The 14,374-nt window shown below is 55.4% G+C and carries 14 protein-coding genes; all 14 read right to left on the bottom strand.

All coding sequences use genetic code 11. The features are described from left to right. Nucleotides 1–50 precede the first annotated feature (50 nt). Complete coding sequence (locus tag ACF8PE_RS11905; RefSeq protein ID WP_392494914.1) at nucleotides 51–2,309, bottom strand: tail fiber domain-containing protein; 2,259 nt, start codon at nucleotides 2,307–2,309, stop codon at nucleotides 51–53. 56 nt (nucleotides 2,310–2,365) lie between these two features. Then, on the bottom strand, nucleotides 2,366–5,449 hold the full coding sequence (locus ACF8PE_RS11900) for a host specificity factor TipJ family phage tail protein (protein WP_392494913.1): 3,084 nt from the start codon (nucleotides 5,447–5,449) through the stop codon (nucleotides 2,366–2,368). Beyond that, the gene (locus tag ACF8PE_RS11895; protein WP_392494912.1) at nucleotides 5,446–5,826 is read right to left on the bottom strand and encodes a nitrite transporter; all 381 of its coding nucleotides are present in this window, start codon (nucleotides 5,824–5,826) and stop codon (nucleotides 5,446–5,448) included. The genes ACF8PE_RS11900 and ACF8PE_RS11895 overlap by 4 nt, the downstream gene beginning before the upstream one ends. Before the next feature lie 9 nt (nucleotides 5,827–5,835). Continuing rightward, the gene (locus ACF8PE_RS11890) at nucleotides 5,836–6,324 is read right to left on the bottom strand and encodes a DUF1833 family protein (RefSeq protein WP_392494911.1); all 489 of its coding nucleotides are present in this window, start codon (nucleotides 6,322–6,324) and stop codon (nucleotides 5,836–5,838) included. After that, nucleotides 6,321–6,794 carry a hypothetical protein gene (locus tag ACF8PE_RS11885; protein WP_240296881.1) on the bottom strand — a complete coding sequence of 158 codons (474 nt, stop codon included), beginning with the start codon at nucleotides 6,792–6,794 and terminating at the stop codon, nucleotides 6,321–6,323. The genes ACF8PE_RS11890 and ACF8PE_RS11885 overlap by 4 nt, the downstream gene beginning before the upstream one ends. After that, on the bottom strand, nucleotides 6,794–10,075 hold the full coding sequence (locus ACF8PE_RS11880) for a phage tail tape measure protein (RefSeq protein WP_392494910.1): 3,282 nt from the start codon (nucleotides 10,073–10,075) through the stop codon (nucleotides 6,794–6,796). Before ACF8PE_RS11880 ends, ACF8PE_RS11885 begins: the two co-directional genes overlap by 1 nt. A gap of 66 nt (nucleotides 10,076–10,141) precedes the next feature. Next, entirely contained in the window at nucleotides 10,142–10,423 is a 282-nt protein-coding gene (locus tag ACF8PE_RS11875; RefSeq protein WP_392494909.1) for a DUF4035 domain-containing protein, read from the bottom strand. Nucleotides 10,424–10,446: 23 nt separating this feature from the next. Then, nucleotides 10,447–10,812 (bottom strand): phage tail assembly chaperone, encoded by a 366-nt coding sequence (locus ACF8PE_RS11870; protein WP_392494908.1) that lies wholly within the window; start codon nucleotides 10,810–10,812, stop codon nucleotides 10,447–10,449. 32 nt (nucleotides 10,813–10,844) lie between these two features. Continuing rightward, nucleotides 10,845–11,558, bottom strand: a complete 714-nt coding sequence (locus ACF8PE_RS11865) for a phage tail tube protein (protein WP_392494907.1) — start codon at nucleotides 11,556–11,558, stop codon at nucleotides 10,845–10,847. Between the two features lie 57 nt (nucleotides 11,559–11,615). Next, nucleotides 11,616–11,963, bottom strand: a complete 348-nt coding sequence (locus ACF8PE_RS11860; RefSeq protein ID WP_392494906.1) for a hypothetical protein — start codon at nucleotides 11,961–11,963, stop codon at nucleotides 11,616–11,618. After that, entirely contained in the window at nucleotides 11,960–12,406 is a 447-nt protein-coding gene (locus ACF8PE_RS11855; protein WP_392494905.1) for an HK97-gp10 family putative phage morphogenesis protein, read from the bottom strand. The genes ACF8PE_RS11860 and ACF8PE_RS11855 overlap by 4 nt, the downstream gene beginning before the upstream one ends. Then, nucleotides 12,403–12,741, bottom strand: a complete 339-nt coding sequence (locus tag ACF8PE_RS11850) for a phage head closure protein (RefSeq protein WP_195319645.1) — start codon at nucleotides 12,739–12,741, stop codon at nucleotides 12,403–12,405. Before ACF8PE_RS11850 ends, ACF8PE_RS11855 begins: the two co-directional genes overlap by 4 nt. Nucleotides 12,742–12,749: 8 nt before the next feature. Then, the gene (locus ACF8PE_RS11845) at nucleotides 12,750–13,070 is read right to left on the bottom strand and encodes a head-tail connector protein (protein ID WP_114388399.1); all 321 of its coding nucleotides are present in this window, start codon (nucleotides 13,068–13,070) and stop codon (nucleotides 12,750–12,752) included. Between the two features lie 81 nt (nucleotides 13,071–13,151). After that, a complete protein-coding gene (locus ACF8PE_RS11840) occupies nucleotides 13,152–14,369 on the bottom strand; it encodes a phage major capsid protein (protein ID WP_392494904.1) in 1,218 nt (405 codons plus the stop codon). Between the last annotated feature and the right edge of the window lie 5 nt (nucleotides 14,370–14,374).

The raw sequence follows: 14,374 nt of genomic DNA, 5'->3' as shown, positions 1-14,374 counted from the left end.
TATATATACAGTAGTTTTAAAGGGGTTGCAGATCAATGCGGCGGCGCCTATCAATTCGCTTTACTGAGCAGGGTTTCAAGCTTGTCAATGCGCGCGGCCATTGCTTTCTGCTCGGCTGACAATCTCGCATAGTTTCTCCGCTGGAGAGCTGCCTCAAGCATGAGCAATTCTTCATAGCGAACACCCAATCGGATCCCTTCTTCCTGTTCGGGCTCAATCACCAGGCCAGTTTTTTCATCAATCACTGCTGGCTTGTACATGACGTAATCTTCACAGAAGAATGCAAATCGCCTTACATCAAGTCCGTGACGGGCAAAGGCATCCTCCAGTCTTTCAGCAATCGTGCCGAAGTGCCAGCGAGCTCCATCGGGGCCTTTTGCAGCAACCCGATCCAGCAATTGATATTGAATTGGAGGACATTCATCGGCGGCATCAAGCATGGCATCCGTTATGTCTAGCGGTTCTGTTTTAAACTTGGCGCCTGATGTGATCGTGAATGCAGTCTGCGTGAATCCACCGGCCCAAGGCAGGGAGTTAGAGCCAAGATAACGGGTATTTGCAGAGTCAGGGCGAATGTCAGCGTTCACGCCGACAAAACTATTGCCTTTTACAGACAGGCGCACGGCAATATCTGGAGCTGTTCCTTTGGCTGTAAAGGATACCGATGCGTCATTCTGTCGCTCAGCAACAGGCCAACTTCCGCCGAACCGACATCCGGACTGCTGGAAAGTGGGCAGCGCCCCAGATGAAACTGACAGAGAGCCACCCACGCACGCGGTAGCGTTGCAGTTGTCACCTTCAATCCTGAATCCGGCAGTCGCAGCTCCAACATCCACACATCCGATGTAACTGATACCCTGCGTGCCTGCGACAGCGCGGAACCCGTACTGACGGGAGTTGACGGATGTAACGTTGGATACGGTACCGCGAATAGCAGATCCGTTCGTATTGCCAGAATGGATAATGCCGTGGTGTGCATCTTCAACATACCCATCGTTGATATGAGTGTCATCAGATCCGCACTCAATCCCAGCAATTGACAATGCGGCCGCACCGTTCGTTGGGCGAATGGTAAACCCGGATAGGGTGGTCTTATCTGCAACCTGCTGTTGTTCGTTAACTGGCGGCTTGGTGCGGAAACGAATGCCGACATACGTTTTGGTGGCATCCCCACCAAAATCAGTCACCGTAATCCCGCGAAGATGCCAGATGCCGCGAACATCCACACCAGCTGAACCGTCAACGCGCTGATTATAGCGGGAGACCCACACATCACTGACAGAGTTACCTTGGGCAGGGATAGACAGATCACCGCGCGCTTTCAGGTCAAGCCCATCAGCGCCAATATTATCAACACGAACACTTTCAATTTTGCAGAATCTCGGATTGCCGTTCTGCAGCGCCAGTCCATAGGACGCGACGTTGTGAATAAATAGCTCAGAAAAAGTCACACGATAGCAAGAAATATCCGCCCCGCCCTGGGTTCCCAGCGTGAAAATGCCGTTATTTCCGCCGACATCGCCCGGGTTCCAGCCGCCATAAATTTCTATGCCATGCACTACGTTACCTACAGGGGCGATCATGTAGAGAGGCGTTGCAAGCTTATTGTCTGTATAAAGCTTAGTCCTGCCTGGCTTACCAATCAGTGATACGCCTTTACGCAAGATGATACAGCCGGTATTTGCAGGAACGGCCACGCCGTAGTTATCGTATGTTTCATTCAGCGTTGAGGCGGCCACTTTCCATGAGAACGGACCGAGGTCAACAACTCCGCCACCATTGGCATAAACGTATTCGATCGCCGTCTGTATAGTAGTTGTGGCAATGTCAGGATGCGCGGCGTCAGGGATATCACCGAAATCCACTGCATAGACTCGTTTACGCAGCAACTCCTGGCGAAGTGCACCATCTCCGACACTGATGAAATGCGCGGAGTCGTTCAACCATGACGCAGCGTCATTCCCGGTTGTCGTAAAAGGGATGCTGGTCGAGGCGGTCAGCTTCCATAGTTCGCCGTCATAACGGATCACCTGGTTAAATTCGCTAATCGTCAGCGGACCATCGGTGTATTCACCGATGACATCATAACCGGAGTTCTGGATAAACGTATTAAAACGCAGTTGCTGCCTCATCAATTGCGCCGCAGACTCCTGCTCCATCCCCCAGAATGACTTCCTGGATCTGCCAAAACGATCCTTCCAGAACGCTTGGGCAATGTCGTTCAGCGCAAAATCCAGATTCTGGGAGTTATCAAAAAGATCACGCGGGTCCGTAGAACCCGGCGGGTTATTAGTGGCGTATGTGGTCATGCTCGCTCCGGGCATAAAAAACCCGCCGAAGCGGGTCAGATAATTTTGATTTGGTTTTAAGCGGCGTCGCCGGGGTAAGTGGCGTCATCGTAGGCATATTTGCCGGGGTGATACTGAATAGCCGTCACCTGGCTGATCCCGTCATTGCCCGGAGATATTTCCCCCACCAGCGCGTCATACGGCACACGAACTGATGAGCAGAACAGCAGACGCGGCGGTTCAATGTACGCGTCATTCATCGCCCACAGTTCTGGCTCCAGCGCGGCGCTGTACGGTACCGAAATGGTGAAGTCGTTAATGCGTGTCGGCACAACCATTGCCGATGCCCTGCCGTCCTGGTGGCGGATGATCACGCGTGGGCTTTGGAACGACCAGTCCGGCGCCTCACTGAGCGTCAGGGTGATTATGCTGCTGTCATACGTCATATCGGTAATCAGGCAACTCAGCTGCTGACCACCAGGGATGTCGTCAGCCAGCACGATGCGATCCATGAACTCATAGCAGAGCGCATCCATTTCAGTCGAGGTGGTGTGCTGCAGGCGCTGCAGCTGATAGCCCAGTAACCGGCGCATGCCGATGCGGTAGGCGCGGTCCTCATCCAGAACACCATCCAGCGTGTAGCTCTCAATTTTCAGCGGGGTTGGGTTGCCGGGCTGGCGGCACTGCACGGTTTCCTCTGCCCAGGTGGTGCCGTTGATGTATGTTACGTCCACGCCGTCGTAATCGTCCTGTGACGGAGCTTTGAACGCGGTCTGCAATTCCTCGGTAGTTTCCTGCGGGGTGATCATTCCTACCCAGGGTTTAATCCCTTCCCTGCCGGCAGAAGCCAGTCCGTCAGACAGCAGGAAATATCCCATCCCGGCGTTGGTGATTTTCTGCAGCACCTCAAGCGCTGACTTGCTCTCCCCGCTCGCCCAGTCAAACTTCTCACCGCGCGGCGTCCAGTAGGTTTGTTCCAGCGCATCAATCGCCGCCGTGTCAATCTGGCTGGCCGTGAACCCCAGCGACTCTAGCACGTGGTAAAGCGCGCCGCTGATGCTCCGCGCCGTTCTGCCACCACTGTAAATGCGGGTTGGCGTGACGCTTATCCGGCGATCGGACATGGCCGCCAGGCGATTCCCTGTGCGCACAGTCAGGGCCATAGTGGTGACACCATCATACTTCGTTGGCCGTTTGCTGAGCCGTGATCGCAGCGCCTGCCAGAACACCTGATCTCGAGTGCTGCCACCCTTAACCGGTTCGGTGCGGCGCATCCGGATCTCATATTGCCCCGGAGACACGCTGTAGCGATGCGTAAAACCAATCTGGTTTTCGGTGCTGCGTGAATAAAACGGAGACTGCTGCTGCCAGGCGGTGGTGCCAACCTTGCGATACTGGATCACCAGGCGTACCGGCATTGAACGCTTATTCCCCTGGTCGGTGTAACGCACCAGGCCGCTCTGGAAGTTGATGTTCACCTCGAATGCGTCCAGCGTTTCGCCGTCGGGGCAGGCCAGGAACGGGCCAACCCATTCGTAATCGTCGCTAACACCCGTAACGGTCGCATCCAGCAGCGTGCGCTCAGTGAAGCCAGGCCATGATGGATCCGGCGTGGTGATGGTTTCACCGCCCGGGCCGGTAGTGACTGTAAGCCGCTCAACGGTAATGGTCTGACTGTCCACATCGGTAATCCGGAACTGGTTCCCGGCCAGACCCAGGGAAAAGCGCTGAATGCCCTCCGGTAGTCCGGTGAATGGGGTGCCGGTGGCGCTGTTGTAGGCCAGGGTGATGTGCGCCCTGACCTCCGCCGTGCCGCCCGTTGATTTCACGCCAACCGTATTAACCGGAGCATCGCCGAACACAGCAACGGGCAACGGGCTATTCGTAATGGCCCCGCCAGCATAAGGACTGCTGGCCTCGCCGATTTCAAGCCGACCGCTGTTATCGCGCGCGACCAGGCCGGAGCCTGAAAGCTGTGAAGTGATCGAGGAAACAAGACCTGACATGGTCACGTAGTTGGTCACCAGTGATACCGGGTAGGTTGTGCCCTGCCAGCTGATGCTGAACGTCACAGGCGTGCTGCTGAAATCGTATGTCGTCGGCGCTGCACTGGCGGTTATTCTGGCGGCGCTACCGCCTACCCCCGGTACTGCCGGAACGCCCGGGGCATAGCTGGCGATCACCAAGTCATAGTCGTTGCCGTTATAGTTCAGGGATACCGGCAGACCAACGGAAGGAGCCAGTTCCTCTACCCCGCCATAAATCACGCTGTAACCGCCGGACGACACCACGGTATAAGAGTTTGGCGCCAGCACGGTGATCACCGTTCCGACAGCCCACGACGGCGGGATCTCCTCATCGCCGCCAGATGCTGATACGTCCACCAGTGTGATGGAGTTCCCGGATACCACCAGCGCATCAGCGATAATGCTGACCGTCTCCGGGCCGCTTGAGCCCAGATCCAACCCGGCGGTACCGGAACCGGTATTCCCGACCTCTGGTGAGTTGAACCAGTTTTCAGTGCGCGTGTCGCCGGACACCGTGGCGCCAGGCGGATAGAGGGTGTAGCGCACGTCTGTACCGAACGCGGAAATTGGCGTATTACCGATCCGGATATCGGACTGGTTAATCACCATGTCGCCGACGCCCACGCACAGGAACATGCTGGTTTCCATGCTGGTCTCGTTAACGAACCGGCTCACCGGCTGCACAACGTAATCAGGCCAGACGCGATATTTGCCGAAGATTTCCCGGATGGGGTCACCCAGTTTCGCCGCGTTGGCCTTGGCCGTGTTGAGGTCAATCTGGTCGCCGCTGGCCGCCTGGGCACCGCCGCCATCCTGAGACATTGTGCTCATCATGTAGAGGCTGTATGCAGCTGAGGCAACAGCTACACTGACAGCGACCCATAATGCGATCTCTGCCCCCGTTCCGTAGGGCACTGGATACATCCTTACGTCTGTTTCTCGCTTGATAACGCACAGTGGCCAGTCTGACGCCGGGACGGGAACACCGTCGATTTCAACCGCAACCGGGTGCTGCTGATCCGGCTTCCAGTCCTTCACGTTCTGCGTAAACCAGGCGCTGAGGGGCATCGTTTCGTGTTCGTGCTTTTCCAGCGGTTCGCCCGGAAAGCGGGAGGGATAAATTCGGATCGTCACTGGTAATACTCCACGCGGACAAAGCGGCGCACAAACCGCGCCAGCGGCAAAAAGGTTACGTTAGTGCGGGGATTGCACTCTGCTGCGCGCAGCTGGCCGTTAATCTCGACAACGATTGCAACATGTGTCACTACTGAGCCGGAATAACAGGCGATACCCGCTCCCGGGGCCGGTTCACATCGCGACAGACCAGCCATCAGCCCGCGCGCTTCCCGGTCAAGGCCGTTATCATCCTTCGTGACTCCGGCGAAATCAGGCCACGGCGTCAGGCCAAGATCGCGCCTGATTTCATTGACGATGCCAAAGCAGTCCAGCGCGGGGTAAGCGCGCCCGCCCTTCTGCCACTCGACAGAACGGTATTTATCAGGATTGAACATGGTGATTCCCTATTGCAGGTAACGTAGTCCGGGGAATAGTGGGAGCGTATAGCGAAATCTGGGCCATGCCGTATCGAGGATGTTCATGTAGCCCGCGGTGATTTGCACTTCCGTTGCTGTCCATGAGCCCTCTTTAATCGCCAGGGTGAATGGCGGAGAGGCAGGTGCCGACAAATCGGTGGAAATATAACGTCGAAACGTCAAAGAGGCATTGCTGAGGTTGTCGAGTGCATTACGGATTGCAGTCGATACCACACCGTCGATATTGCTGATGGCGAACTTGAGATCCTGAGTTCCATCGGAATTGCGTGCCGGCAGCGCTACATCAATGGCAGAGCCGATGAAAGAGGCCTGCGCTCCGGTTTCAAGGGTAACAGTAATATCATCCCATCCGCGGGTCAGCCAGTAGCTCTGGCCGCCAACATTAATCTGCAGGGTATCAAGTATGACCTCTTCGCCAGAGGATGCATAAAGTCGGTTCAGCACGGAACTGGTCATGCTTCTGGCCACTCCTCATTTAACGCAAAATCGATGATGTCAGATCCGGCCACCAACTCAGGAAAGAATCCCCAACCAGGCGGTAGCAAAGGTCGCTCCCACAATTCCAGCTGTGCACTGAAGCGCCAGTATTTAGGTGGCACCAGGGTCGGGCCCTCATAGGCATCATCGGTAAACCGACATTTATACGTTTGCTGGCAACCAAGTGGCGTCTGCAGCCTCATCAGAAACCACGCAGCACCATCCGTAAGCACATCGCGAAACCAAGATTCAAACAGCTGCGCCTGGTTATTTTTCGTGAAAATCCAGTTCACGGTGGCGATCGTTGGCGTTGACGTGTACTTGCGCCGTTGTCGTGAACGGCCTGAAGTTGCTTGCGTTCTCTGTAGAGGGCTGACAGGTTTAAAACCATAGCCATCCTGAAGTGGCATCGGCAGATAATCGTGCGGGTACGATGCTAAATCCGCCATTATGATTGCCTCCTGTTCGGATACATGGATTTCAAGGCTCGGCCAAAGTCATTGTCAGGTTTGACAACCTGGGCGGCCATTTCTTTACGGATTGAAACTGCCAACTGTCGGTTTCGCTGGTCAATCGCCATCAGCGTTGCGTCGTCAGGTTTGCCTGTGAAAGAATTTTGGATGTGAAAGGTCCCACCAGCAGAAGCCTGCCGGGACTGCTGAACCCTCTCCAGGGTTGCGTCCAGTTTGGCCGACGTGCTGGCAGTAACTACTCGCTCCCCTTTTTGCAGCAACCAGGTTCCAGTTTCCGGCACACGGTCAATCCCATCATGCGCCATGCCAGCGAGCGATTGCCCGGCGATCATCGCTACTGATGCGTAGCCGACAGCGCGGATTGCTGTTGCCGCAGGTATCCCCATAATAAGGCCGCCCTCCGCCATAGCTTTAGTTGCTGCAAGCTCGGTGTTGATCACGGCCTGTGCCATAGCGGCCGCCTTGCTGGCGATGAATAGCGTTTTATAGGCGATACTGCCTTCCTGTCCGATGCTCTGTAGCAGCTGCGCTGACTGACCCGCGAGGTCAGAGAACATGGCCAAGCTGGCAGATGTGTATCCCGCCTGGATGCTCTCTAATTGCGAAGCATTCTTCTTATTGATTTCAGCGACACGGTCTGCATAAGTTTGCTCGTTGATCTCCTTCTGATCGAGCAACTCCTTTTGCATTTCCAATTGAGTGTCGTACCATTTTGCCAGTTCCTTCTGCGCATCAGCGACGCGTATAAGTTCGCCGCTGGCACCGCCGACGGAAGAATCGATACCGCCAAACTTCGGCGCTTCCTGAACTGAAGCTTTCGAGATGCGCTCCATGGTCTTACGGTATTCTTCGGTCGCTGGAGCTGCCTCCCGCAGCAACTTAATACGTTCCCGGGTGGTGTTTAGCAGCGCCTCCTCTGGTTTCAGCAGATCTTCATTCAGGGATTTCAGGCGCTCAACCGCTTTGAGATGATCAAGCGCAGCGGAGCCACGTAGCAGTTCTGCCTTTTGGCTTTCAGTTAAAGCGGCTAACTCCCCTCGGGTAACTTGATATTTGGTTTTGGCGAGATCGGTGCTTTGCCCGGAGAGCGCGATCTGTTCCTGCTGCTGGCTGATGAGACGCTTGTAAGTTTCCTCCAGCTTCTCAGATGCTTTTTGCTCGTCAGATTTGGGCGTTTTTTTCTGCGGTTTGCTGGCCTCGTTGTTGCGCCAGGCTTCCAGGCTTGTGCCGATATAATTCTGTCGAGCAGTCTGGAACTCGGGATCGTTGGTGAGGCCAAGAGCATCAGCAGAAAACCCAAGGCGCGCTCGCTCGCGCGCTTCGCCTTTGAGTTTTGACAGCTCCAGGTCCTGCCTTGCCTTCTCTAAAGCATCAGCCTGCTTGCCGCTAATTTCAGCCTGTGGCATTCGCATCGGAACGGCGGCAAGCCCCTGTCGCGCTATCAGTAAACTATTGCCCAGCCCCAGCAGGCGGTTAAATTCCGTGTGCTGGCCATTCATCATCAGCAGTGACTGATAGGCTGCATTCTGCTCGGCGGCCTGCTGGCGAATTAGAACAACCCTGCGGTTTTCAAGTCCCTCAAGCACATTTTGAATGTCCTGATATTTTGCCTGCATCTGGCCCAACCGCTCTTGCTCGACTGCCAGAGCCGCGGTGGCATTTTCTAACCCCCGTGTGGCCGTCTCTACAGAAGTTAAGTGGTTGATCATGAAGCCACCGCTGGTCGTCGGTCCAGGGTTGGCTAACACATACTGATAACCAGCAATTTCTTCCTTAAGGCTTTTCACCTTAGATGACTGAACATCAACCAAACGGTTTTGCTCATCCAGAGCCTGCCGGGTTTTGGCCTGATTGTCGGTGGTTTCAGAAAGGCTGAGGTTCTTTGTGCTGGCGCGAACCTCTTCGATGGTGGATGCGTATTCCTGTGCGGATCTACGAGCCTGCTCCTGGTTTTGGTACATGGTGTACCATGCACCAGCGCCAAGCATGACCAGACCCGGCACTCCACCGATCAGACCCAGCGCGCCCCCCATCAGCCGCGATCCAACGGCTGTCACGTTATTCAAAGCCCCTTGCGCGGCAGTCCTGGCGGCAATATTACGCCCCAAAGATTGCTGAGCTGCTGAAAGACGCTTTTCCGCTGCAGCTTGAGCATCAGTACCGCGTGCGGCAACCACCGCCTGTTGTGCGCGATACACAGCCGCGCGAGCTCGCGCCGTAGAAATCTGAGTACCGCGCACTTGGGCTTCGGCCAAAGCAACTTCGCTTTTTGCTGCGTTCAACACGCCAGCAGTGGCTGATGCGGTGCCGGATACAATGCCACCAAGATATCTCGCCAGACCAACGGCAACCAATGCACCTGCTGCAGTTGCCACTGAATCAATATTTTCGGCCAGGGAGTCGAGTCCGCCAGCCAGGGAGCTGGTCGCACCGCTCGCCTGGTTGGCGCCGCCAACCCAGGCCATAAAGGCGTTTTCCACACGTTGCGCTGAAGCCGCGACGGTCGCGCCCATCTGGGCACCCTCAGTTCGTACCCTGGATAGCTGACCGAGCAAAGCTGGCATTACAGTGTTTGCCGTAAGTTGCCCCGCTTCTGCCATCGCGCGCAACTGCCCGACATTAACGCCAAGGCCATCAGCCAGCGCCTGAGCGAACCTCCCTCCGTTTTCCATGATGGAGTTGAACTCATCCCCGCGCAGCACACCTGATGCCATAGACTGGCCGAACTGGGTGATCACAGCAGAGGCTTCACTCGCACCGGCCCCAGAAAGTCGGAGTGTTGTGGCCACCAGCTCCGTAACCTTTGCAGTATCGGATGCTGTATAGCCCAACTGCTTAAGCGACGATGACATGCGCGAGAACATGTTGGTATTTGCCTCTACGCTTGTTCCCGTGCGCTGGCTAATATCCATCAGTACACGCTGGTTCTGAGTGAATTCTTCGGCGCTGCCCGAGGCAAGTTTCAGGCGGCTATTGAGCTGAGTCCAGGTATCGGCATAGTTGATCAGCTGTTGGGTTGCGAACGCACCAGCAAAAGCCCCACCCAAACCCATTGCTGCAGATTTTGTTTCATTGAGTTGAGCCGACACCTCGGCCAGGGCTGTGCGGGTATCTCGCGAAGCGGCCGCAGCCTGCCGTCCGCCGTTCTGCATGGTTTTGTAGTAGTCACTTCCCATGCGTGAGGCGCGGGCAATCTCTGACTGAAACGACTGGGAGTTTGCTGAGATTTTTATAATCAGTTCACGCAGAGTTGCCATTCAACTATCCCCAGAAATAAAAAAGCCCCGTTTTGAGAGGCATGAGTTGCTACGTGAAGAAAAAAGTCATCTGGCTGCTTCCAAAAATGCAGCCTCTAAACCGGCAAACGGATCTTTTTGACTCACATCTTGCGCATCGCCTGTCCACTGAATGACTGCTTCATCTATCGGCACTTTGACGCCTTGCGCCCCATAGATTGCCGAAACGAGCTGGGCATTATGAATGTCGCCCCGGACATCCCCGACCGGGCTGGTACGATCGTATTCAGCCCACATCAGTAATTCACTGGGAGCCATGGTTTGGCGCAACTCCGCCAGGGTACGCCCCATCCTCAGAGCCAGCGCCATCAGAAACTTCATGCCCGGCGTTGCTACTTTTTTTTGGCGTCGTCACTGCTGGTTATCAGATCCAGAGCCTGCTTCAGCAGTCGGGAGTGAACCGGGCCGTATACGCCCTGCACCTCTTCGGCATCTTCAGGCGTAAAAACAGGCTCCTGATTTTCGTCACAGACCACATCGATAAACAGCGTCACGTCGGCGCGCAGGTTACGCATGGCCTTTTCAGAGACGGAAAGCTCTTCATCGCTTTCTTTAACGATCTCTTGCCAGCGAAGCCATGCTTCTGCTGATGGCTCACGCAGAATTACCTTGGCACCGCCCCACTCTTTGACGGCTTCAGTTTTATTGCGGAAGCCGGACAAACGAGCCAGTGCCAGCTCACGAATGTTTTTACCCATGTAATTTCTTCGCCGGTTTCCCGGCGCTCCGGTTAACTAATTTCTACGTCACAAACAGTTGAAACAATGGTCGCGCCCACCGCATCGGTTACGATCACCTGACGATGGCCGCTTTCGTTCGCCTGCGCGTTATTGAAATCAATGGTCGTAGTAGTGTTGCCCAGGCCGGAATGCGCGCCATTTTTGTACCAGTCGAGCCGGTACGGCGGTACGCCACCGGTAACCACTACTCCAATAGAAAAGTTGTCGCCTACTGCGGCGGTTTTTGTTGCAGGCAGATCGGTAGTAAACGCCAGGGCAACAGCCGGCGGTGCCGTGATACGAGTCGGCTTGCCTTTCAGGCGTAACGCGAACGTAGCGGCGACAACACCGTTTGTACCAGTTGACCAGGTGTGCTGGCGAACCTCCGCAAAGAACTGGAAACCAACACCTGAAGGAAAGATGATTTTGAAGCCATAAACGGTGTCATTGTCATAGGCGTCACGCAGCGCTGCCTGGCCAGGGTTTTCTTTAAAGTTACCTGATAGGGATACTTCAGAAGCTGCCGCCAGCCCGTTAATATTCTCCTGCTCATCGGAACAAAGCGTGGTGACGTCAATATCCTGCTTCTGACCCGCGGTGAACTGCGCCTCTTTTAGCGAGCATTCCAGCGGCAGGAACACGGCAGCATCGATCGTAGTGGGAGTTGCCGGCACTGAAGTGATCTGAATCTTCGTGCCCTGCGATTTTTCAAACTGAGCGCTCATTCGCTGTCTCCTGAAAATAAGAAACCCGCCGAAGCGGGCGGTTGTGAGTCTGTGGGATCACCAGGTTACGCTCGCCTCAAATGTGGAGCGATAAAGTCGGGAGTCTGGCTCGTAATCCTGATATTTACGGATCTCGGTGATGCCGAGAGGAGTAAGCGCTTCAATGGCAAGGCGACGGATTTCCCGCGCGCCGTCCACAGTTGACGCATAAACATCGATCTGAATGGTGGTCATTGACTCTGCGACGCCACAGAACACATCAGCAGAATTTTCCTGCGGCAGTGAGAAAACCAGCCAGGGAGGTGAGATCGAGACATTCCCATCTGGCGATAAAGGTGCGACGTATGGGTAAACCTGTCCGCCAGCCAGGCCGGAGAGCGGAAGATAAATATCTGCTTCAGTCATTTGCTCAGCACCTTATCGATCGCCTGATTCATGCGCTGAACAGCAGCTGCATAAGCTTCATCCTCCCGGGCATCATAAGCGGGCCTGACGAATGGATGAGGTGCCAGTTTGGACGTGCCGAGTTCCACAAAGCGCCAGTAAAAAGCGTTGCGCGGGTTGGACGCCTTCATCGTATTGTCGCTTCCACCGGTTCGGGGATTAACGCCTCTTATATGGACACCAGAAGTGATCTCCCCGCTTCGACCACGCTGTGTTACCACCACTACATTTCGTCGTAGTTTTCCGGTATCCACCGGAGCCCGGTCAATAACCTCCTCACGCAATATGCCAGCGCCAGCCCGAGTAGCATCACGAAGCACTTTGTTGTTCTCAGCTTTGCTCAGCCGGGTGAGGTCGCGGGCGATATCCTCAAGCCCTGAGAAGTCCAGATTCAGATCGATCACTTTTCAGTACCTCTCTTGCAAAGAATTTCCAGCCGGGCGCCCTTCCTGTCAGGAATTGGTTGGCCAACAACGTTAAGCAGCGCGCCGGCAAGCGGCCCAGTTAGTATCTTTAGCCGTGAAGCAGCCGATATGTCCTTACGAAAACGCATCCATACCCTGACTGTTGCCTCAGGCGACTCAGCGCCGGAGGAAAGTTGTTCGCGGCCGCTGACCGCCAGAACCTCACCCCATACTGTTTCCCCATCAGACCACTGCTCAACGGGCTGACCGGAGGGAGATCGGGTGGTTACATAATTCTGAATGGTGACGCGGTGCCGCAGCCTGCCTGCCTGCATATCACCTCCTACAGCGCAATGAACCGGTAAGGTTCAAGAAGAGACTCAAAGCCAAATGGCAGTGTCGACACGATGTTGCCGATGTTCACCGGCTCCCTGTTTTCATACCAGTGTCCGACCAGCAGCATTAGCGCCAGTTTGACGTCATCTTTGATAACCAGCCCGTCCGGATCGTTTGTCGGAAGCGCGTCATCATAGAGCTGGCGATTTGTATAGCTCTCAGCCTTACGACGCGCCGCACCGATGTAGATCTCCAGAAGCTGTTTATCCCCCGGGTCATCACCATCAATCCTGCACTGCACTTTGCACTCGTCGATCGTTAGCGCCATTGTCAGTCTCCAGCCCGCAACGGTCTGGTTGCGGGCATAAAAAAACCGCTTACGCGGCATTCGTTTTCGCAGTGCTATGAATTACGGCGCTTTACCCACCAGCGCTTTAATGGCTGCGGTGTCTTCCAGCACGCAGTCGAAGCGGTGGAAAGCCAGGAACGCGGTCTGATCGTATTCGGCGTAGCGTTCAACCAGACGCTTCAGCGTCATGTAAGCAACGCGGCGCACCACGAAGCGGTTGAAGTCCCCCAGATAAATGAATTTTTTGCTGGCGGCAGCATTGTCGATGGCCTGATCGATAACATACGGAATACCCAGAACGGTCGCTGGGGATCCGCCGGTGATATCTGGCAGCCACAGTGGACGGCCCTGTGTATCTTCCATTTGCTCGATGCTCTGCAGCGTCGCGTCATTGAAAGCCCAGCGGAAAGAAGGACCGCCACGATACGCCGGATCGAGGGAGTGAATCAGGGAATTCATATCCTTCCAGTTGAACGCCGCCGCCGCTGAAGACTGAGTAGTGCCTGTTACTGAAGCGGCCAGGCCCTTAGGCTGAAGTGGCGTGCCGGCACCGCTTCCCTGAACGAGATATTTAGCCTCACCGCGCCCGATGCGCTGTGCAATACGGCCTGCCAGATATGCCTCGATATCAACGCCGCTGTCCTGCAGCAGTTCGTTAGAGACGCGAATGATTTTGGATGAAAGCTTTTTGGCACCCAGGGTCGCCGTGCCGAACGTCACGTCACCTTCAGTGGCTGCGCTGTTTTCAGCGAGCAGCTCGCCCTCTTCAGCGGTACCGTCAGAAGTGGACCAGGTAATATCCTGACCGTTTGATGTATTGAGAATCTGGGCAACGCTCGCGATCCCGCCGTAAGCCTTCATCGCATCGATGATGGTATTGCGCATCTGGGTAGGTACGGTATAGCCGCCCTTATCATCAGGGGTGGTGCCCTGAGCACGCAGCTCTTTGACGGCCTGGCGTTCTTCGGCTGTCAGTTCGCTGAAGCCGTGGCGCAGAAGGCGATCAAATGCAGCAGCGCGGCGCCCTTCGGCCTGCATCTCCGGGTTTTCCTGACGCTGGCGCTGTTCAGGCTCCTGCTCATTAACAAAAGTCTGGTCGTGACGGCGCAGCTCTTCCTCACGGGTGATTCGCTCATCGAGCGAGTCCAGTTCAGATTTTGAAGCGTTCCACTGGGTACGCTGTTCATCAGTCCAGTTGGCATCACCAATCTTGTCGTGCAGGGCACGCATGTCGGTAGCGATGGTGTTACGTTTCTGCTTCAGTTCGTGCAATTTCATGGTTT

Origin of the sequence: Leclercia sp. GLN_9, from assembly GCF_043105735.1 — a bacterium.
GTDB classification, from domain to species: Bacteria; Pseudomonadota; Gammaproteobacteria; order Enterobacterales; family Enterobacteriaceae; genus Enterobacter; species Enterobacter adecarboxylatus.
The sequence above is the reverse complement of the archived record's forward strand: the minus strand, read 5'-3'. Positions and strand labels throughout refer to the sequence as shown.